We start from the raw sequence: 19,675 nt of genomic DNA on the forward strand, positions 1-19,675 counted from the left end.
ACCATAGCCAACCCGTCACCTGGGCTGCCTTCCAAAACTCGGGAGGAACTGCTAAGTACAGGCGAAAACCGCCATCTTTTTCTAGGCGACGGGATGAAAAAGCCAGCAGTTTTCTTTGATCGGGATGGAGTGCTGAACGAGGACGACGGTTACGTTTTCGAGATTAGCAAGCTGAAATGGATAGCTGGCGCACGTGAAGCCGTAAAGGCTGCAAACGATGCCGGATATTTTGCATTCGTTATTACGAACCAGTCAGGCGTAGCGAGGGGCCTTTATCAAGAGCACCACGTGGAAGCTCTACATCGGTGGATGGCAGATGATCTGGCCAGAATCGGAGCTCGCATAGATGCATTCGAATATTGCCCCTATCATCCCGATGCGGTGATAGAGCGCTATCGCAAAACAAGCTATCGACGAAAGCCAGCCCCTGGAATGATTACCGACCTTTTGGAACGTTTCCCCGTAGATCTCAGTCGCAGCATTCTCATAGGAGATAAGCTAACTGATTTGGACGCAGCGCAGGCCGCTGGCGTTCGAGGGCTTCTGTTCTCAGGTGGCGACCTCGCACAACTGCTGAGATCAATTTTGCCCACCAAACAAGATGGGCTGCTGAAGCGTTAGGAGCATCTCACTTGCTTCGCTGCAAAACAGATCGACGCACGACTTCTATGATATAGTCCTGAGTAGTTTGATCAAGGCTGCATCGGCAGGCTGACCACCTGTTTCGATAACGCTCGCTGACCGGCAAACCAGTCCAGCTTGGGATAGCCATTTTCCCTGTGCCGGAAATTGCTGTATGCTGAGGCGGCGTGGTTCGGCAATCTCGCTTCAGTGAGCTCCATGGCTACTACTACTACTACTACTACTACTACTACTGTGCTCGTGACCGGCGCCGATGGTTTCATCGGGCGTAACCTCGTCGTTTTTCTCGCATCACGAAACTTCAAGGTCATCGCAGCGTCCAGAACAGTTTCCGCTTTTGGTCATCCCAGCGTAGTCACGGCTTCTCTTCCCGACCTGGCTATGCCATTCGATTGGCAACCTTTGCTGGAAAGATGCGACATTGTAGTCCATTTGGCCGGAATCGCGCACCGATTTGCCGACGAAGAGCAATACGATCTGGTCAATCACCGCGCCACCGACGCGTTGGCGAAAGCTGCTTGTCGCCAGCAGAAACATCTGGTTTTCGTTTCGTCGATTGCCGCACAGAGCGGATCATTCTCGGAGCAGGAATTAACGGAGGAAGCCCCCCCCAAACCGACCAATTCCTATGGACGGTCCAAATTGGCAGCTGAGCAATCCGTCCGCGCGTCAGGAGTTAGTTTTACAATCCTGCGTCCTGTCGTGATGTACGGACAAGGCGAAAAGGGCAACTTTCAAGGCGAAAAGGGCAACTTTTCAATCATACACAAGATATCAAGGCTGCCTATACCGCTGCCATTCGGAGCATTAACGGCCCGACGATCCGTGCTGTCGGTCGATAATTTTAGCTCGGCCGTCGTGATGGTGTTGACCGAGCCCCGCGCGCGCGGAGAGATGTTCATCGTGTCCGATCCCATGCCACTCACTGTTTCTGATCTCATTTCCCGACGCCGCGCCGCAATGGGCCATTCGCCCTGGCTTGTGCCAATCCCGGAGAGCTGGATCAAGCTGTTCCTTGCGGCCCTCGGATCGAACGAAATCTGGCACCGAATCGGCAAACCGCTCATTGCGAGGCCCACAAAGCTGCTCGCGCTCGGCTGGCAGCCGACCTGAGCGAGGCCACCTGCAACCATCTTATGAGCGGCCTTCCAAGTAATCTTGCCGCCGCGCAATGCTATTTTCGACCGCATCATTGTTTCGGTCGAACTGGCGGAGGCTATCCTAGTACAATCTCGTTAAGACACCCTAGCGTTGTGACAACGAGTAGCTTAAGCTTCAGCGGGATTTGTATGGGTATTTCAACCTGTCTATTCGGGGCCCGGCGCGCCAACAATTCCCATCAGAAGCTCTGCCCGACAGTTCTCATCGTCACACGGGCGTCAGATAAGGCATCATGACCGACCCGGCGACAACCCATCTCACCACGATATCCGCATGCCCGCAATCCCGGCGCAGGCTGGGCTTGCTCCTTTGCTTGCATATCGCAGCATCCTGCGTCTCGTTCTCCTACGCCGCGGCCGCCTTTCCTGGCATCGTGGAGTTTGACAAAGCAAACGTCATGATGGCCATGCTGCGAACGCTACCCTTCGCCGCCCTATCCGCCGTTTTCATAGTCAGCCGATTCAGTTTTGGTTATTTCGTCGGATTTTACTTCTACACGATGATCCTCGGCTATCTTTGGTTGATCGAGTTTTCACTCCTTCCTTACAATCACTCGTTGGCGACAGTCTCCATCCTCACGTCCGCACTGGCATTCCTTGCGCCCGCGCTATTTATCACTTCACCGGTTAGGGCGCGGTTGGACTTGTCGGCAAGAGGATTTGACCTGCTGCTCTCTGCTATTTTGATTTTCGCTGCGATTCTTGTCGCGGCCGCCGCATTTTACAATTTCAGAATTGCCGGCCTTTCGGAAATCTACCGATTTCGCGAAGAACTCGCGTTTCCCGCGGCAGTGAGATATGCCATCGGAACCACGTCGAACGCGCTGTTGCCGTTTGCATTTGCCGGCCTCATCCTGCGTGGAAGTATTTTGCGGGCAGGAATCGCACTTATCCTGATGCTGCTGCTCTATCCCGTGACGTTAACCAAATTAACGCTCTTTGCGCCGCTCTGGCTACTGTTTCTAACCTTCTTGTGCAGAATAGTTGAAGCGAAGAGCGCAGTCATTTTGTCGTTGTTGTTACCGATATCGGTCGGCGTAGCAATGCTATTTCTCCACAACGCGGAGGTAGTTCCCTTTAAATGGGCAGCGCCGTATTTCGGCATAGTCAATACCAGGATGGTCGCCGTGCCATCGGTCGCGCTCGAAGTGTACAACAATTTCTTTTCGACACATCCGTTGACGCACTTCTGCCAGATCAACGTCGTGAAGTTTGTCATCGACTGTCCGTACAACGAAGAGCTATCGATTCTCATGAAGGTCTATGCACAAGGCGCATACAACGCGTCGCTCTTCGCGACAGAAGGCATCGCTTCTGTCGGCCTTAAGCTGGCGCCGCTTTCTGCATTCGGTTGCGGCCTTGTGATCGCAATTGCCAACCGCCTGTCTTCCGGATTGCCCTGGAGATTTGTCTTGTTGTCAGGCGGGATGCTTCCGCAGGTTCTTCTAAACGTGCCACTTTCGACTAATTTGTTGAGCAACGGCGCCGCGATCCTGTTCTTCCTTTGGTTCGTTACGCCACGCACGATCTTCGACGGGAAAAGCCAAGCGGCTTCTCAAACCGCAGCAAGCACGACTTAACCGAAATTCATTCCCGATGTTGCGACGATTTCAGTGCATTTTGAATAAGTCCAACAAAGCCGTCGGCAAAGGTAGCGACGCGGTCATCGTGAGCAGGAACAAAACTTCGAACTGATGGTGCACCAGCATCCTGCGAGAGCCGCATAATGTGATCCGCCAGAGTTGCGGGGTCATCCGTTCCGAAATAGCTCGCCGAACCAGCGGCCTGCTCGCGGTGGACATCGAGGTCGGACAATATCATCGGAACCCCGAACGACTTCGACTCCTCAACAGTCGTGCTCCATCCCTCGGATCGGGACGGATTTATCAGCGCGGTGCAGGCACGCAGCAACGCATACACATGCGAAAGCGGAATCATTCCCAGATGAATGAAGCGCTTTTCAAGTCCGCGATTTTTCACCTGCCCCATGACTTGGGCGAAATAGCCGCGCTCACGCGGATCTTCGGTGCTGCCCGACGCGCACACGACCACATCGAAGCTGCGCTGCGCCAGGATTGTCAGCGCATCGACGACCACCTGATGGTTCTTGTGCGTGTAAAACTGATTTGGCAGGTAAAAGTATTTTGCGGGTAACTGGTATTGCGCAACGATCTCGACTGGATTGGCGGTTAGGAGCGCCGGCGATGGCCGAGTCGCGAAGCGAACCACGCGGACCTCGTTCGTCGCTCCTGGATAGTATTTCCTGAAGTCACGGAGCGAGCTTTCGCTACTGACCATGATGGTCCGCCCCGATGCGATTTGAAAGCGGAAGCCGACCTCGCGCCTCCAACGAGTGGCAAACGGGAAGAGTTGAGGCAGCTTGCGATGCTGAAAATCGGGGAACCAAGCCACCGCCGGAAAGGCCAGACGCCAGCCAAAGAAACGGGCGTTTTCGAAGACAAGGTCGACCCGCTGCGCCCGGAACTCTCTCGCCGCCCCGCCATCAACCCCCAACGCAATAGCAGACGCCAGACCAGCACGGCCTTCGAACGCTGCCGATCGCACGATTTCCACGCCCGGTATCGCGATGAGCGCGGCAAGATCACTCTCGTCGTCACGGTCGCCGGCAAACACGACGGGAGCAAACTCGCCCTCGCGGAATCGAGCCAGCGCAGAGAACAAATTGCTCAGATAATTATAACCACCAGCCCAGACCTGACGGGGAATATGCGCGAATGCGATACGGAGCGGCGTACGCCCGGTCACCTGGCTTGACCCTTGAACCACGAGACATAGTCAGCGAGGCCTTGTTCAACCGGAATTTTCCAGTCAAAGTGTAGCTCACGCACAGCTACGTCGTCTGCCAGCAGGCTCGGCGGGTCACCGGCCCGAACGACTCCGGAATAGCTTGTCGAGATGCCCGCGCCCCAACTTTCGGTGATCATTGCGGCGACTTTCGCAACTGTCGTTCCAAGACCGGATCCAGCGTTGATCACCTGAAAGCTCTCTGGCTGCAGCCTTGCGTTAATCTCGGCCAACAGCCGGGCGACGTCACGGACATCGGTCCAGTCCCGCACCTCCGTGCCTGTGCCTCCCAGCACCAGTTTTCGCTCACCGGCCTGCAGGCGAGAGCAGATGTCCCAGGGCAATTGCTTGCGCAAATTCGGCCCGTAGACCGAGAACAGCCGCGCCACCGTGCTGTGCAAGCCAAAGGTGACAGCGTAGCTTCGGCAAAGCTGCTCCATCATCAGCTTGTGCTGCCCGTAGGGCGACATCGGAAGCGTTGCTGCATCCACTCCAATCGGCCCCTCGTGATCGGCGCCATAGACCGCCGCGCTCGATACGACAATCAAGCGACAATCCCTTGCGGCGCTGCGCAGCCACTCCAGCAATCTGGCCGTGCTTGCAACAGTGCGCGAAAAGTCCTCAAACGGCTGCGCGATCGACAGCCCAACTGACGAGCCGCCGGCCAGATGGAAAATCGTCGACGGCAATCCGGAGTGCTCCGCCAGCGCATTGAGATTGGCTGCATCGATCTCGCCGTTCAACCAATGCTCAAGGCCGAGGCGATGTCTCTCGGTCTCCCCGATCGCGCCATGGCCGATGCCATGAACCCGATGGCCCCGATCAGCCAGCACCCGGACGAGATGCCGACCGATGAAGCCACTCGCGCCGGTAACCCACATGTTCATGCCGGTGCCTTGTAACAGATGAATGAGTAGAGCCGGCCGGGCCGGTGGTCAAAGCGCTCTGCCATCGAAAGCAGGGACATGAAAACGCTCCTGGAAGCGAGCGCGGTGCGCCAAACCGGCTTGATCGGAACCGTCCGGGCCAGCCTTTCCACGACGGCCACCCGCAGCGTCTCGATTGTATAGGGAAACAGATTGATCGGGCTCTTCAGCGGCGCAAGTACCTCGATCGCGGCAAATCCCGCAGCCCCTAGTGCGCCGACATACCGATCGAGAAGATACGCGTGCTCGCCGCCATAGAGGTGATGCAGGGGATGCCGATCGAGGAATGCGCCCAGGTCGGCTTCCTTGCTGATCACGTGTTCGCGCGCGGCGATGAGTATCCCGCCGGGGCGAAGCACCCGGGACATTTCCCGGCAGGCACCGTCTAGATCGCGCATATGGTGCAGCACGGCCCGCGCGAACACGACATCGAACGTGCCATCAGCGAACGGAAGGCGCTCGGAGAATTCTTCGACCACCTCGATCGCCAGCCGGGCCTCGGCCGCGAGGCGGCGGATCGCGGCCGTCCCAACCACGGCACTGGGATCAGGCTCGAGCGCGGTGACCGTAAATCCGCTCCGCGCCAGCGCATAGCTCGCAATTCCGCGCCCGGCGCCGACGTCGAGCGCCTTGCCGGTCCGGTGTGCCAAAAACTTCGAAACCGCCTGCCATTCGGCACTGGCAAAATAGCGCTCGGCGGCAGCGATCAGAGGGTCGTCATAGAATGCGTCGAGCACGAGTTGACGCTTGTCCGGCTGGTTGCGCAGCCAGACCACGGCATCTTCCCATGTCGTGAGAGGCTTTTCGTCCAACATGCAAACCCGCACTTGCTGGCCCGGCGCGCCGGTCAGATCAGATCCTGAAATTTCGTCCATTGCAGTTGTTTGCTATAGCGCTCTCTTACCATGGCGCAACCCGCCTGAGCGACGGATCTGGCCAAAGTTTCGTCTCTCATGAGCCTGTTGATCAACTCGGGTATTTGCTCGGGCGAGGAGTATTCCAGCATGGTTTCCCCATCAACGAAACCCTCCGGATAGCGCCCTGCATCCGTCAAAAGGACCGCTCCGCAGCCCGTTGCCTCAAAGCATCTCATATTGCCGCGATCCTCTCCGGCCATGTCCACCGCACCGTTGAATACGATCCGGCTTTTGGCGATCGCGGCATACGCATCCAGGCCATACAGCGGATCGGCGCGAATCTCGCGAATTTCGTCCGGATGACGGTATGAGCGAAGCGCCGGCACAGGAGGAAGAAAATTTGCCAATCGGGTGAGGCGTGAATCTTCGAGGTAAAGGCGCGCCCGGATACCGGGCGTCGAAGCGGCAGCGCGGAGAGCTTGGCTGCGTTTGACGTGGTGCCGCGAGAATCCTCCGATGAAGATGAGGTCAAGTTCATCGGTTCGGGCTGCGGCATAGGCATCCATCACAGGATCGTGCGCCGGAAAAAAATACGCCACCCGACAGCCTTTCTGGCGCCAGCTATCGAGGATTGACGGAAAATTGCATACGATCAGGTCGTATTTCGTCAGGTCTGCGCTTCCGGATGGTGCCGCTCGCCAGCCAATCGACTTCCTCACGCAACCCGGCAACTTCGCAACAAACTCGCTACCGTAACGGATCGGGTCAAGATTATAGAATACTTCGGTGCGATGCTGCTCGATCTGCGCGAGCAGAATTTGTTCCAGGTTTTTTGTTCGCAACCCATTCTCTTTTGCCCACTGCATCTGCAGGCGTTCATCGTCTCCATTGGTGTAGAACGCGTCCGGACTGTTGGCGAACACGGGTAGAAGGATATGGGACGCAGTGAATCTCGTCTCCAGAAATTGCGCTCGTCCGGCGGCAAAGCTTTGATAGGGCGACTGGCGGCGATGGACACGGTATCCGCGTGACAAGCCGTTGTTCTGGAAAATGCGCATGCAATCAACCCGCGGGATTTGCATCTGGCGGGGGGCTTAACGAGCGGATTACTCGGGCCGGATTCCCAACTGCCAACGTGTACGGCGGAATGTCGCGGGTTACAACCGAACACGCTCCGATCACGGCACCCTCTCCAATCGTGACCCCCTTCAGCACACTCACATTGAATCCGATCCAGGCCCTATCGCCCACCACGACCGGCGCATGCGTGATCTTCTTCCAATCTTTCCGGCCCGCGCGCCATTCGAGAACATCGTTCCGGCGATCCGTCCAATCGATGCTGTGGGAATCGTGGTCCACGATCGTAACGCCCCACGACATGATGACATCGTCGCCGATGGCGAGGCTTCGATAGCAGACCAGATGGCTTCGTCCGATAAATGTGCGATTTCCGATCTGAATTTTGCCTCCGGATTCCTCGAAGCTGATATCAGCGTGGACGATTGAATTTTCTCCAACTGACAGTGCGTTGCCGGCCGCTCGCCTGATGCGACGCCACGCGATCGTGGATCCACGTCCGATCTTCACCGCCCCGGAAAGCCGGCTCTTCCAGCCTAGGATGGCGTCGATCACGCCTATCAGGATGAGTCGCATGTCAGGACCTTGCCAGCATCCATTTCATATTCAGATACGGCCATATTCGGCTGGCCGTCTCCCAGTCCCATTGCTTCGAGGAGGTCAGGCGGCTGACCGTCCGTCGCAAGCCTTCCTCGTCGACCAGCTCGGCGAACGCCGGCACCTTCCGATCGAGCAGGCTGGCGGTCCATCCGGCTAGCGGCCCATTCAACCATTCCGGCATCGGCGAATTGAAGCCCACCTTCCGGCGTCCCATGCGAATGGATTCCGGCATCAGGTTGGCCATCGCCTGCCGCGCAATCGCTTTGGAATAGCCGTCGGAGAATTTGCACGTCTCCGGCAACGCCATGGTGTACGTCACCAGGCGCCAATCCATGAACGGCATCCGGACCTCGATGCCGTGCGCCATCGACAGGCGGTCGAAGTTTCGCAGGATGGTAGGCAGCACAGTGCTGTGAAACATCCCGTAGAGCCGCCGGTTCAATGAACCCCAGTCGCGCGGCAGCACATCGTCGGCGGCGACCAGCGGAAGCTGGGCCGGAACGTCGCGCAGACCGCCGCGCAGGAAATAGTGTCCCCGGCGCTTGATCATCAGCGTCCGCAGCAGATCGGCGCCTCGTCCAGCCAGCGTCGAACCTGCGCTAAGTCCTGCGAGCAGGTTTCGCATCCGGAACATGCCCGATTGTCCCTCCTGAAGATAAGCCCCCATCAGTTCGTCCGCGCCATGGCCGTCCAGCGACACCGTTACGTCGTGACGCCTGAGTTCCCGATAGATCAACCAGGCCGCGCTTGGAAGTCCGATATAGACGTCATCATTGTCGTCGAGAATTCGATCGAGTTCGTTCCGCGCGTCGGCCTTCCCGATCTCGAGGAATGCAGGCACGACATCCGCCCAGGCCGCGGCCTCCTCGGCCATCGGCCGCTCGTCGTTCGAGGCGCCGGGAAATGTCGCAACGAAGGCATGGCGCCACAAGGTGCTGTCCCGCGGGCCCATACCGGCTTTTTCGTGCGCCGCCATGGTGCAGATCACGGCCGACGAATCGAACCCTCCCGACAGGCAGGTCCCGATCGGAACGTCGCTGCGCATTCGCAGCGCAACGGCATCCTGGAAAATCTCGCGAAAGCGTTCCACGCGTTCGGCTTCGGTGGCTGGTATCGCCGGCAGATGATCCACCGTCCGCCACCAGCGCCGGATTTCCAACCTCCCTCGGCGCAACCACATGCAGTGACCGCCCTGCAGCCGGCGCACCTCCTGGCAAAGCGTCCGTTCGCTGCCCTCGACGCCAAAGGCATCGAGCATGAGCCGTCGCGCCACGTCGATGTCCAGCGAAGCATTGATCAGGCCGCTTCGCACCAATGCGCGCTGTTCTGATGCAAAGACAAAGCGCTCCGATGTTAGCGCATATAATAGCGGCTTGATGCCGAAGCGGTCGCGCGCCAGAAACAATTCTTCGGTCTTGGTGTCGAAGATCGCCAGCGCCCACATTCCGTTGAAGCGCGTCAGCATGCCTTCCTGCCACGCCTGCCAAGCGGCCAGGATGACCTCCGTGTCGGACTGGCTGCGGAAAATTGTCCCCTGCGCCTCGAGCTCGCGCCGCAGTTCGAGGAAATTGTAGATCTCGCCGTTGAACACGATCACATGGCGGCCGTCGCCGGAAATCATCGGCTGATAGCCCCCTTCGCCGGGGTCGATGATTGCCAGCCGACGGTGGCCGAATGCCAGATTACGGTTCGCGCTGAACCAGCTTCCCTCGCCAAACGGCCCGCGATGCGCGACCAGGTTCGTCAGTCGCGAGATTTCCGCCGGTTCGACCGCGTTGCCGCGGAGGTTCACGATGCCTGCAATTCCGCACATTCGTCAGATCGCCTTGATGGGCAGGAAGCGACCGGCGATGACGCGGAGATCCCGCCAGCAGGCCGCGCCGTAGGGGCCGGTCTGCGAAGCCGCGACCGCGACGACGAAGATGATACCGGCCACCAGCACATAGAGGCCCCCCACGTACCACCAGCCAAGCGCCTGGTCGATTTGCGCGCTGCGGAAGCCATATCGCAACGCCAGTGCGGTTGCGATGCCGATCCCGATCGGCATCAGTACGAAGTGGATCAGACGCAACCACATGCCAGTGAGGCTGAAATGCCGGCGCAGCAGGATCACGACGGTGACCATTTGGGCGAGCATGCCGATGCAGCCGCTCCATCCCGCCGCCTGCCATCCGAAATAAGGCAAGGCGATCGCGCTCGTCGCCAGCGTGAACACTCCCGTGAGCAGCGCGATCAAGGCATTCGAACTCGATCGCCCTTGCGCCAGAAGATAGAAAGCAAAGACGTTCGAACTCGATCCAAGGATGCCGGCGATCGACAATATCACCAGCACACGCTGGGCCTCGGCAGCCACTTCGGCGCCGGTCCACATATGAAGCAACGGGCCGGCTACGGGGATCAGGCCGCCAAGTGCACTCGCGGCGAGCACGTTGAGGATCCAGGAAGAGCGGAACAGGAGATCGGCCTTGCGATCGTCAGTCTCTTTTTGTAGCGCGCTAAAGAACGGGAAGAGGATTTCGCTGACCTTCAGCACGCCGATATACACGGCTTCTTCCAGCCGCTGCGCAATCGTGTAAAAACCCACGAACTGCGGCGGCAGTAAAGCTCCGAGCAAATAACGATCCGCTTGTACCGCTATGAGCGCACCGCCCTGTGCGGCCAGTTGCCAGCTACCCAGCTTGACCAGATTACCGAGCGCGCCGCGATCGATCGCCGGGCGCGCCATCCAATCGCCTATGACGTGCCGGGACCATCCGAAGGCCAGAAGCAGGGTCGTCGCAAAACCTAGCGCCTGACAGCCGAGAAACGTCGAGGCGTGCGGCCAGCGCGGAATGAGCAGCAGCATCGAACCTGTTGCAACCACGGTACTGATGATGCTGATCGAAGCAACCCTTCGATAGTCCTGGCGCGCCGTAAACAAGGCCAGGAAGATGGCGGACAGGCACTGGCACAGCCATCCGGCGCTGGCCAGCACAAATGCAAGTCCCAGATCATCCGCGGACGGCCCGCTCAAATGAAATCCAAGCCGCGCAAGCGGTGCCCCGGCCAACGCGAAAAGGATCACGATCAAGCCCCCCGCTGCCAATGCCAGCATCGCCGCGGTGGCGAACAGGCGGCGCGCATCGTCGCGCTTGGATGGCTCCAGCCGCAGGGCGAGTTCCCGCGTCGTCGACAATGCCAGCGTGTTGCTGAACGCCAGAGCGGGCGCAACGCATGCGGTAACGAGACCTGCGACGCCGAATGCCGCGACACCGAGGCGAAAGACCACGAACGGCAGGACCAGGAGGTTGAGCGCCACGGCGACCGCAAAGGCGACCGCGTTCCAGGCGGAATTACCCAGCACATCGGCCGAACCTTTTCTTGACGCCGTATCAGCCATCAGGCCATCGCACTCTTGCTTGGATCGCGCATCTCATCAGACCGAGCCTGCGCGCAGAACCTCCCGAGGCAGCGCGACACGGATCAGCCCATCGGCGCAACCGTCCGAGAGCCAATGAGCTCCCGGGGAACATGTCATACGGCCGAGGACGAGAAGCACAGGTGTAAGGCAGCCCGCCGAACGGACCGAGGCAGTTGCGAAATCATTGATTTGCCCCTCCCCAGCCTAACTACAGGAGCTGCCGGAATGCCGCAATGCGATTGGCGTAAATCGTTGAAATATTGAGGTTAACGGGAGGATGGATCAAGGTCAGCAGACTTGCCGATCACTGATCGCGCGAGCTGGCTTTCGATCTCCGGCTACGCCCTCTCTTAGTTAAAGCCACCGCAGCCGGGTCTTTGCCCTCTTCCTCTGGCGTAGGATCGCGGTCAGCTGGTGGGGTCCTTAGGGCGTTAGGTGCGTCATGCGGACGACCCGTCAGCATCAAGGTGAAACTGGGGATAGCGGTACTGCTCCAACTGGCTATAACCTTCCCGTATTCGGCGCAAGTTGCCCCACCGCTATCACGCGCGCGCAGATCGCGTAAACCGCGCCGCAATGAGTGCAATTGAAATCCTCGCGGGTTCCTGCTGTGCAGACCTTGAACCATGCTCAGAAATATGCGGCTCGTCAGCTTTAAAGCGGACAACGCGTCATCAAATTTTACAAGAGGTAAAGCCCTCCACGCGCGGCGAACTTGAAATTACAGAAATTAACTGCAGGCGCGGCGCATTCGGTTCCCGCGCGGAAACGGTGTAGGTGGCTTGGTGGTAGCCTTATCAGCCCCGCTTCATAGGTCCGCGGCCCTGTGGGCATTGAACAAGGAGTTGGAAATCGGCGCCAGATCGTTATTGTTTTAGTCAGACCGGTCTGCCCTCCCATGCGAAAATCCAGAAAAACAAGGTTTCTCAATGCCTTTCCCCCGCGCTTCGCAGGCCCTTTCCCGCTTCACCGTGCTCGATCTGACCCGCGTTCGCTCCGGGCCCACCTGTGTGCGGCAACTGGCGGACTGGGGCGCCAACGTCATCAAGATCGATGCGCTGCTGGAAGACGGCGGCGGCGAGCAGCCGGGCGGCCCGCGCCGGGGCTCGGATTTCCAGAATTTGCACCGCAACAAGCGGGCCATGACGCTGAACCTGAAGGACCCCAAGGGCCTCGAAGTGTTCAAGCGCCTCGCGGAACAGGCCGACGTCGTGGTCGAAAATTTTCGCCCCGACGTGAAGGCCAAACTCGGCATCGACTATGAGAGCCTGCGCCAGATCAACCCGCGCATCGTCTATGGCAGCATCTCCGGCTTCGGCCAGGATGGCCCCTATCACAAGCGGCCGGGCTTCGATCAGATCGCGCAGGGCATGGGCGGGCTGATGTCGATCACCGGCGCGCCCGGTGAGGGTCCGATGCGAGTCGGCATCCCCGTCGCAGATCTCACTGCCGGGCTGTTCTGCGCGCTTGGCATCCTCACCGCGCTGCTGGAGCGCGACGTTTCCGGCGAGGGCCAGTGGGTGCAGACCTCGCTGTTGCAGGCGCAGATCTTCATGCTGGATTTCCAGGCCTCGCGCTGGCTGATGGAACAGGACGTGGCCAAGCAGGCCGGCAACAATCATCCGACCTCGATTCCGACCGGCGTGTTCAAGACCTCCGACGGCTACATCAACATCGCCACGACAGGCGGGCGGATCTGGGAACGCTGCGCGCAGGCGATCGGCGCGCCCGAACTCGTCACCAACCCCGATTACGCCACCGCGCCCGCGCGCTCGAAGAACCGCGACGCGCTGAACGAAGCGATCGGCAGGCTCACCGAAAGGAAATCGACGGAAACCTGGGTCAGGGAATTGAATGAGGCTGGCGTGCCCTGCGGCCCGATCTATTCGATCGACCAGATGTTCGACGACGCCCAGGTCAAGCACCTCGGCATCGCCCAGCACGTGCCGAACGACGAGAACCGACACATCCAGCTCGTCGGCCAGCCGGTGACGCTGTCGCGCACGCCTAGCAGCATGGCCGCGCGTCCGCCGGAGTTCGGCGAGCAGACTGAGGAAGTGCTGGCCGAGTTCGGTTTCGGCAAGGATGAGATTGCCGAGTTACGCCAGCGCAAGGTGGTGTGATTCGAAGTTTCGTAGATGGTCCGATCGCAACGATGCGCGCGGGATTGCGCAGCTGATGCGGCTGGGCTGGTTCCGACCGGTGCATTGCAAGTCGTTGAGCGAAGAGACGCGGGCGACACTGACGGCCCGCAAGTTGGTGCAATCGAAGCTTCGCGACGTGGAGAACAGCCTGCGCGGATCCAAAAGGCTAAAAGTATTTCACTGTTTCGGAGGGCCTGGCGGTCTTACTTCTTCTGATCGGACGGCGCGCGTTCATCGCATCCCCCGAGGAAATCGAGCGGGTCGTTTTGACGACCTCGCACAACACTTGTCGGGACCATTTCGAAACCGCGCCAGCTTGAGTCGGGCAATCGGTACGGAGTTGCTGAGTGGCGCCAGCGGTTGGAATTATAGCCAACCTTTCGCTTATGCAGTGCGAAGCCTTCAGAGATTTTGAAACAGCCATCCCCGACTGGCGCGCGTTTCGGGACTCGTTGCCCTGGCCGACGCCGTAGGGCTTGTTGTGCCGCGAACCAACTTCTCGGTCAATCCGGTAGTTCTCAGACACTCGCAATCGTGAATTGGGGCGCCGCGCGCCGGTGCTACCCTCGCCATTGGACGACCAGAGGAGGACGCCATGGTGCGGGATCCTTGGATGGTAGCTGCAGCTCTATTCGCTTTTGGCATGATCGCCTGGATTCTCGTAGCGGAGCACCCTCAGAGCCCGGTCTGGAGGGAAGCGTCCCAATCCTTGAGTGCCGATCCTGACTTGCGATTAATATCTGAGCATAGCGAATTCATGCGGACAGAACGCTGAGTGAAGCGGCTAGTGATAATCATGATAACCAAGCCCGCATTAGCGACGATGGCTTTCATGGTGCTGCCAGCGTGCGCATCCGATCCGCGACCAGCGGTTAGCGGGGCGGTCGCGGACAGCGTGCCGACGTGGTTAGGGGGAATGCCGAAGGGGGTGCCGCCCCGACCGGGGACTCCGGAATATGACGCGTGGCAAAAGAAGCGCTCCGAAGAGGCCGCAACAATCAAGTCGAGATAGGCCAGTCCTTTGCAGCGCCACAAGAACGCGACAATTAGGATCTTACCTCCGCGCGCGCTGGAATCTCGGGTGCGACTATGAGTCGGGCCAAACCAGCCGGGATTCCATCGGGCAATAGGCGGCCCCAGCACGACAGCGCTGGGGCCGTTTTCCATCTTTGCGTCTCGCGCTTGCCTCCAGTTGGAGTTCCCCGGGCGGGGAGACGTCAGAGCGCAAATCAGGCTGGAGCCGTGAGTTTGACGAGCCGATCGTGCTGGCGGCCGGCAGAAAGCTTGCGACCTTGCGCGACGCGACGAACCACATAACCGGCCTGCTAAAGAAGGAAGCCGCTTTGCCGGAATGGCAAGCCGCGATCGAGGCGCTAATGCTGGTGGTCGAACAGCGTGGACCAAAGATGTCCGCTCGAATCGGCGTGATGCGAGCATTGAACCGCGGGCAGGTTCGGGAGTTTAATCCCTCGCGGGAAGAACATCACCGGGGCGGAGAAAGCTCAAGAGGGACCTATGAAGTCCTACTGGCTCATGGCTATCCCCGGCTTGATCCTGTGTGCGACTGCAGGCGCCATTCTGATGGGAATGATCCTAATCGTTTCTCCGAACTGACGTGACAGTTTGGATCTACGTCGATACGGGCAAGTAGGTTGGCGACCCTGACCATCTCAAGGTGTTCGGGAGGTCGGAAGTAGGCCAGTAAAGCCAACAGCCTCAGCGCGGGGCTGCTGCGCTGAGGCTGCCTATTGCCCGATGGAATCCCGGCTGGTTTGGTCCGAGCCATAGTCGCCAGCCGAGGTTCCGACATGAGAAGCCAAACCACTAACTGTTGCTTTCTCGTGGCAGCGCCGGGGGAAGCGTGACACGGGACGTCGAAACTTGATGCATTATGGCGGGCCTGAAGTTACATCTTCCCGGGATCGGGCACTTTTCATGACGAACTATTTCGTTGAACTGTTCCAAACGTGGGGGCACCTGTCGCCCAGCTCGGCCTTAGCGCTTGGGCTGTTTTTTGCTATGGCCGCGTTCATCGTTTTTCCGCGGACCGTGTTCATTGTCACCGCCGGCGCCACGTTCGGACTTTGGGCGGCGCCCATCATTCTCGTGGGAGGGACGGCGGGATGCGTTCTGGCGTTCTTACTGTCGCGCTATGTCGCTTCCAACTGGGTAAGGCGGAAGCTGGAACGAAAGCCGGAGCTGATTGCTATTGCTCGAGCTGTCGATGATGACGGCTGGCGCATTATCGCATTGATGCGCTTAGGCGTTTCAGTGCCTGGCTCGCTACAAAATTACCTTTTCGGCCTTACAAGGATAGACCTACCGACGTTTGCAATCTCGACGTTTATATTCACAAGCCCCCAGATATTTTTGTTCACATTTCTCGGCGCCACCGGGCGGGCTTCATTGCTTGACAATCAACCACTCAGCTTCACGCTCGCGACGATTGTACTCATCGTCGCAATCATGGCGCTTATCTCCTGGCGGGTAAAGCAGATCCTCCGGGTGAAGCTGTAGGCGACTATGCGGCCAATTTACCGACCGACTTGCTGATCAGGACCGAGAACTAGCCCCATCAATCGTGCCCGACCTTGATGATATGATTTGGCAGCCCGTCACTGTGTCGCATGCGGTGTAATCTAGCGGCATGCCGAAATGCGGTCGCCGAAGTTTTCCTTGAACCTTTTGGGAGTCGGATAAGACGAATGCTCTGAAAGCACGCCCTCCAAGGGCGGGGTTTTCGCCTCGTGGTTTCCTGTTTAGAAAACCGCCGCCAGCCTGACTTGAAACCGCCAGCTGCCTGACGCGAAACCGCCCCGTAGGGGCGCCAGAATCCACGCATGTTCTGGACAGGTCTTGCCATCGGAGTAGCTGTCAGTTTTGCATCAGAAATTTTGAAACGACCAGCCCCGACTGGCGCGCGTTTCGGGACTCGTTGCCCTGGCCGACGCCATAGGGCTCCGCGCCATGCCATGCCAAACACTCCGATTTCAGGGGCTGGGGATATGATTGACATAGTAAAGCGGCGGCTGCGGTCGATCCGCCATGCCTTCAGGCTCGCGGTCATCGAGTATGGTGATCTGCTCGCTGAGAACATCGCCAAAGAAGCGGTAAGGGCTGGGAAAGCCCAGCCAAAGAGATTTCAGAAACCGACTGAGCCGCATGCGTTGGATTCGGTATCGATCGACAGAGAGCGCGCCATGAAGGCCCGCTCGACTTGATTTCCCAGATGTGAAGGCCGGGCGAACGGAACCAGGCGATCAACGCCTCCGCTTCGCTGGCCAGCTTGACCTCGCGCAAAATCTTGCCGTTGGCGTCAACAACACACGCTTGAGTATTCCAATGACACGTCGATTCCGGCATACTGGTTCATGGTCGTTCCTCAATGATGCTTGGAGCGGGCTTGCCCGACTCCGTTCAACACCATCAATCTGAGCGACGACCGCCCATCTGCCTAGGATAGCAAGCCGCGAGCGAGCGCGCCACCACATAGCGCCGTAGCGAGCGAGCGGCGACCGCGGCTAGGTCGGCGCGTTACCCCACCTACGAGCTCACTTCAGCGCCGCCGTCGCGAGCGCGTGCTCGACGCAATTGTTCACATGGGCGCGCAGCGTTTCAGCGGCAGCGGCCGCATCTCGCTTCAACGCGGCCTCGAGCAGCGCCTTGTGCTGGGCGGCGGGCTCGCTGCCGCGATAGCTGAACGCGATGATCTGGTAGCGGAAATATTTGTCGAACACCAAGGCATGCGTCTCCATCAGCATGCGCGAGCCGCAATTGGAGATCAGCGCCTGATGGAATTCGCCGTCATAGCGCTTCCACTGTTCCAGCTCGCCGAGGCCGGTTTCCATCAGCCGCTCGGTTGACGCCAGCTTGTGATGGGCGGAGACCACGCGCCCTTCCCACTCGACATCGGCATTGGCGAACGACACGCCCATTGCATGCTGCTCCAGCAGCAGCCGAAGCTCCGCAAGCTCCCGCAAGTTTCCGGCCGAGATCGGCGCCACCTCGAAGCCGCGCCTGCCCTCGGCCAGCACAAAGCCCTCCGCGGCCAGCCGGCTGAGGATTTCGCGCAGCGTCGAGACGCTGACGCCGTAATCCTCCTTGAGGCCTTCCAGCCGGAGCTTCTGTCCCGGGCGGAGCCGGCCGAACACGATGTCGGTGCGGATGCGGCGATAGCCGTCATCGCCGACCGCTTCCTGCTCTTCCGTTCGTCTCGGCAAAGCTGTCGCGCAGCATCTTCTCGAAATAACACGCTACCTCCCGGATCGCCCAGTCGTAATCCTGTTCATTATGAAGAGGTCTTACGTCCATCATCCCTCCATTGCGGAGCAAGCAGCTAATTCAGATCTTGCATTCTCCATACTCCGGGATTTGGATATATACCAGTCGCCAAGCAGCGAAGCTGCTGGTCTTCGCTGCGGCATTCCGGAGCGTTGATCCATGGTCAATGCGCTCGTCATCCGCCCCAATACGCAACTGGCAAAAGCTCAGAGGGCGCTTCGCGCGGCACAGTATGTCCGCATGTCAACTGACCATCAGCGGTACTCCATCGAGAATCAAGCCGTAGCGATCGGGGCATACGCTCAGGCCCACGATCTCGCCATCGTCCGTACGTATCGCGACGAGGGCGAAAGCGGGTTAAAGCTTCGGAACCGGGCTGGCCTGCTTCAATTGCTAGACGACGTTCAATCCGACCGTGCCGACTTCGATCACATTCTGGTCTACGACGTCAGCCGATGGGGGCGCTTTCAGGACACCGACGAAAGCGCGCATTACGAATTCATCTGCAAACAAGCGGGCATCAAGGTCGAATATTGCGCCGAGCAGTTCGAAAACGACGGAAGCATGCTTTCCAGCATCGTGAAGAACCTCAAAAGAGTGATGGCCGCTGAGTACAGTCGTGAGCTGTCGACAAAAGTTCATGCCGGCCAATCCCGCATTGTCCGCCTTGGATTTCGTCATGGCGGCCCACTTAGCTATGGACTCCGTCGGGAATTGGTTGACGAAAATCGGAACTCAAAAGGCCTGCTCAAAAAGGGCGAGGCCAAATCTCTGCAAACTGACCGAGTGAGGATTCGGCAAGGTGCGGCAGACGAAGTCGCCGTCGTGAGGTGGATATTTCAACAATGCTTGAAGAAAAAGTCCGACGAGGAGATTGCTCGGGAACTCAATCGGCAAGCGATACCAACCTGGATTGGCCGCCCGTGGAATCGAGGTCTTGTCTGCCGGATACTTCGAAATGAGAACTACATCGGCAACGTTGTGTATAATCGCCAGTCACACAAATTGGGGACTCGCAAGGTATCGAATTCGCCCGACAAGTGGGTTCGTGCCGAGCGATGTATCGAACCAATAGTCGATCCCAACGTTTTCCAGCGCGTCCAACGCATCCTCCAGGACAGGCGAATTGAAATCTCTGAAGGTGAAATGCTATCGCGATTGCGCCGGACACTTTTCAAGAGAGGTCGCCTAAGCATGGCCATTATCAATAACACAAGTGGCCTCCCCCACGTAGAAACGTTCTACCACCACTTCGGCTCTCTTCGAAATGCCTACAGTTTGATCGGTTATATTTCTACAGAGAGAGATTATTCCTTCCTTGATACCAAGCAGGCTTGGGCTGACGTGAGGGCCAGCCTTGTGCGTGAGGTAGCAGCGAGACTCGACGAATTGGGCCGCCGAATCGTAATAGGCCCCTCCGATGATCAGCTTCGTATTGACGCAAAGGTTGGCGTTTCGTTCCGCATTGCCCGTGCTCAAAAAGCAAAGGAGGGATGCCTAACACAATGGCGAGTTTACCGGCCAAAGAGGCCTGATCGCTGGATCGTTGTGATCAGGCTCGCCGATGACAACCAGTCTGTCCTCGATTATCTCACGATACCAACCCACACGTTGACTGAAAGGTATCACGCGAGCCACTTCACATTCACCATTCAGGCACGTGAACGCCTTGCATTCGATTGCTTTGAGACTGCCGAGGCACTGACCCAGAGTCTCCATCGGAGGACAAGAACCGCGACAAAGCAGATCGCTCGAAGCAGCCGTATTTAGAGCAGCAGATTGG

17 protein-coding genes and 1 pseudogene are annotated in these 19,675 nt (G+C 58.7%); 8 read left to right on the forward strand and 10 right to left on the reverse strand.

Annotation, left to right across the window (positions count from 1 at the left end):
* Positions 1-93: 93 nt before the first annotated feature.
* The 3 genes from C7G61_RS06870 to C7G61_RS06880 all read left to right on the forward strand — a co-directional run bounded on the left by C7G61_RS06870 (position 94) and on the right by C7G61_RS06880 (position 3,382).
* Positions 94-621, forward strand: coding sequence for a D-glycero-alpha-D-manno-heptose-1,7-bisphosphate 7-phosphatase (locus tag C7G61_RS06870; protein WP_108513316.1), 528 nt, complete (start codon positions 94-96; stop codon positions 619-621).
* Between the two features lie 219 nt (positions 622-840).
* Entirely contained in the window at positions 841-1,755 is a 915-nt protein-coding gene (locus C7G61_RS06875; protein ID WP_145963568.1) for an NAD-dependent epimerase/dehydratase family protein, read from the forward strand.
* Positions 1,756-2,035: 280 nt separating this feature from the next.
* Positions 2,036-3,382 carry a hypothetical protein gene (locus C7G61_RS06880; protein ID WP_145963569.1) on the forward strand — a complete coding sequence of 449 codons (1,347 nt, stop codon included), beginning with the start codon at positions 2,036-2,038 and terminating at the stop codon, positions 3,380-3,382.
* Positions 3,383-3,389: 7 nt separating this feature from the next.
* Here C7G61_RS06880 and C7G61_RS06885 read toward each other — a convergent pair whose 3' ends face one another.
* Genes C7G61_RS06885 through C7G61_RS06915 form a run of 7 tightly spaced genes read right to left on the reverse strand, consistent with a single transcriptional unit; the run spans position 3,390 to position 11,446 of the window.
* Positions 3,390-4,568, reverse strand: a complete 1,179-nt coding sequence (locus tag C7G61_RS06885) for a glycosyltransferase family 4 protein (RefSeq protein ID WP_108513481.1) — start codon at positions 4,566-4,568, stop codon at positions 3,390-3,392.
* Entirely contained in the window at positions 4,565-5,494 is a 930-nt protein-coding gene (locus C7G61_RS06890) for an NAD-dependent epimerase/dehydratase family protein (protein WP_108513319.1), read from the reverse strand. Before C7G61_RS06890 ends, C7G61_RS06885 begins: the two co-directional genes overlap by 4 nt.
* Complete coding sequence (locus C7G61_RS06895) at positions 5,491-6,348, reverse strand: class I SAM-dependent methyltransferase (protein ID WP_108513320.1); 858 nt, start codon at positions 6,346-6,348, stop codon at positions 5,491-5,493. The genes C7G61_RS06890 and C7G61_RS06895 overlap by 4 nt, the downstream gene beginning before the upstream one ends.
* Before the next feature lie 32 nt (positions 6,349-6,380).
* On the reverse strand, positions 6,381-7,448 hold the full coding sequence (locus C7G61_RS06900) for a glycosyltransferase family protein (protein WP_108513321.1): 1,068 nt from the start codon (positions 7,446-7,448) through the stop codon (positions 6,381-6,383).
* Positions 7,449-7,452: 4 nt separating this feature from the next.
* Complete coding sequence (locus C7G61_RS46970; RefSeq protein ID WP_108513322.1) at positions 7,453-8,043, reverse strand: acyltransferase; 591 nt, start codon at positions 8,041-8,043, stop codon at positions 7,453-7,455.
* Position 8,044: 1 nt separating this feature from the next.
* Positions 8,045-9,880 (reverse strand): asparagine synthase (glutamine-hydrolyzing), encoded by a 1,836-nt coding sequence (gene asnB, locus C7G61_RS06910; protein WP_108513323.1) that lies wholly within the window; start codon positions 9,878-9,880, stop codon positions 8,045-8,047.
* A gap of 3 nt (positions 9,881-9,883) precedes the next feature.
* Positions 9,884-11,446: a lipopolysaccharide biosynthesis protein gene (locus C7G61_RS06915; protein ID WP_108513324.1), complete on the reverse strand. Its 1,563-nt coding sequence runs from the start codon at positions 11,444-11,446 to the stop codon at positions 9,884-9,886.
* 950 nt (positions 11,447-12,396) lie between these two features.
* Between C7G61_RS06915 and C7G61_RS06920 the strand changes: the two genes are divergently transcribed.
* Both C7G61_RS06920 and C7G61_RS47810 read left to right on the forward strand, forming a co-directional pair.
* Positions 12,397-13,590, forward strand: a complete 1,194-nt coding sequence (locus tag C7G61_RS06920) for a CaiB/BaiF CoA transferase family protein (RefSeq protein WP_108513325.1) — start codon at positions 12,397-12,399, stop codon at positions 13,588-13,590.
* Positions 13,591-13,609: 19 nt separating this feature from the next.
* Positions 13,610-13,777, forward strand: a pseudogene (locus tag C7G61_RS47810) (IS110 family transposase); the annotation flags it as partial.
* Positions 13,778-14,286: 509 nt separating this feature from the next.
* Here C7G61_RS47810 and C7G61_RS06930 read toward each other — a convergent pair.
* On the reverse strand, positions 14,287-14,778 hold the full coding sequence (locus C7G61_RS06930) for a hypothetical protein (protein ID WP_108513326.1): 492 nt from the start codon (positions 14,776-14,778) through the stop codon (positions 14,287-14,289).
* 95 nt (positions 14,779-14,873) lie between these two features.
* On the opposite strand from C7G61_RS06930, the gene C7G61_RS06935 reads away from it, so the two are divergent.
* Positions 14,874-15,230 carry a hypothetical protein gene (locus C7G61_RS06935; protein WP_338026053.1) on the forward strand — a complete coding sequence of 119 codons (357 nt, stop codon included), beginning with the start codon at positions 14,874-14,876 and terminating at the stop codon, positions 15,228-15,230.
* Between the two features lie 316 nt (positions 15,231-15,546).
* Positions 15,547-16,128 (forward strand): TVP38/TMEM64 family protein, encoded by a 582-nt coding sequence (locus C7G61_RS06940; RefSeq protein WP_190241696.1) that lies wholly within the window; start codon positions 15,547-15,549, stop codon positions 16,126-16,128.
* 473 nt (positions 16,129-16,601) lie between these two features.
* On the opposite strand, the gene C7G61_RS44510 is transcribed toward C7G61_RS06940, so the two are convergent.
* Both C7G61_RS44510 and C7G61_RS06950 read right to left on the reverse strand, forming a co-directional pair.
* Positions 16,602-16,775 carry a hypothetical protein gene (locus C7G61_RS44510; protein WP_190241697.1) on the reverse strand — a complete coding sequence of 58 codons (174 nt, stop codon included), beginning with the start codon at positions 16,773-16,775 and terminating at the stop codon, positions 16,602-16,604.
* 387 nt (positions 16,776-17,162) lie between these two features.
* The gene (locus C7G61_RS06950; protein ID WP_108513328.1) at positions 17,163-17,831 is read right to left on the reverse strand and encodes a GntR family transcriptional regulator; all 669 of its coding nucleotides are present in this window, start codon (positions 17,829-17,831) and stop codon (positions 17,163-17,165) included.
* A gap of 220 nt (positions 17,832-18,051) precedes the next feature.
* Here C7G61_RS06950 and C7G61_RS06955 point away from each other — a divergent pair, with 220 nt between their 5' ends.
* Positions 18,052-19,662, forward strand: coding sequence for a recombinase family protein (locus tag C7G61_RS06955; protein ID WP_108513329.1), 1,611 nt, complete (start codon positions 18,052-18,054; stop codon positions 19,660-19,662).
* Positions 19,663-19,675 lie beyond the last annotated feature (13 nt).

The sequence above is a fragment of the Bradyrhizobium algeriense genome, from assembly GCF_003062295.1.
Classification (GTDB): domain Bacteria; phylum Pseudomonadota; class Alphaproteobacteria; order Rhizobiales; family Xanthobacteraceae; genus Bradyrhizobium; species Bradyrhizobium algeriense.

What these genes read in the sequence shown, in the direction of transcription:
- C7G61_RS06870 (WP_108513316.1), top strand. Translation starts at nt 94, where the DNA reads ATGAAAAAGCCAGCAGTTTTCTTTGATCGGGATGGAGTGCTGAACGAG.
- C7G61_RS06875 (WP_145963568.1), top strand. Translation starts at nt 841, where the DNA reads ATGGCTACTACTACTACTACTACTACTACTACTACTGTGCTCGTGACC.
- C7G61_RS06880 (WP_145963569.1), top strand. Translation starts at nt 2,036, where the DNA reads ATGACCGACCCGGCGACAACCCATCTCACCACGATATCCGCATGCCCG.
- C7G61_RS06890 (WP_108513319.1), bottom strand. Translation starts at nt 5,494, where the DNA reads ATGAACATGTGGGTTACCGGCGCGAGTGGCTTCATCGGTCGGCATCTC.
- C7G61_RS06895 (WP_108513320.1), bottom strand. Translation starts at nt 6,348, where the DNA reads ATGTTGGACGAAAAGCCTCTCACGACATGGGAAGATGCCGTGGTCTGG.
- C7G61_RS06900 (WP_108513321.1), bottom strand. Translation starts at nt 7,448, where the DNA reads ATGCGCATTTTCCAGAACAACGGCTTGTCACGCGGATACCGTGTCCAT.
- C7G61_RS46970 (WP_108513322.1), bottom strand. Translation starts at nt 8,043, where the DNA reads ATGCGACTCATCCTGATAGGCGTGATCGACGCCATCCTAGGCTGGAAG.
- asnB (WP_108513323.1), bottom strand. Translation starts at nt 9,880, where the DNA reads ATGTGCGGAATTGCAGGCATCGTGAACCTCCGCGGCAACGCGGTCGAA.
- C7G61_RS06915 (WP_108513324.1), bottom strand. Translation starts at nt 11,446, where the DNA reads ATGGCTGATACGGCGTCAAGAAAAGGTTCGGCCGATGTGCTGGGTAAT.
- C7G61_RS06920 (WP_108513325.1), top strand. Translation starts at nt 12,397, where the DNA reads ATGCCTTTCCCCCGCGCTTCGCAGGCCCTTTCCCGCTTCACCGTGCTC.
- C7G61_RS06930 (WP_108513326.1), bottom strand. Translation starts at nt 14,778, where the DNA reads ATGGAAAACGGCCCCAGCGCTGTCGTGCTGGGGCCGCCTATTGCCCGA.
- C7G61_RS06940 (WP_190241696.1), top strand. Translation starts at nt 15,547, where the DNA reads ATGACGAACTATTTCGTTGAACTGTTCCAAACGTGGGGGCACCTGTCG.
- C7G61_RS44510 (WP_190241697.1), bottom strand. Translation starts at nt 16,775, where the DNA reads ATGCGGCTCAGTCGGTTTCTGAAATCTCTTTGGCTGGGCTTTCCCAGC.
- C7G61_RS06955 (WP_108513329.1), top strand. Translation starts at nt 18,052, where the DNA reads ATGGTCAATGCGCTCGTCATCCGCCCCAATACGCAACTGGCAAAAGCT.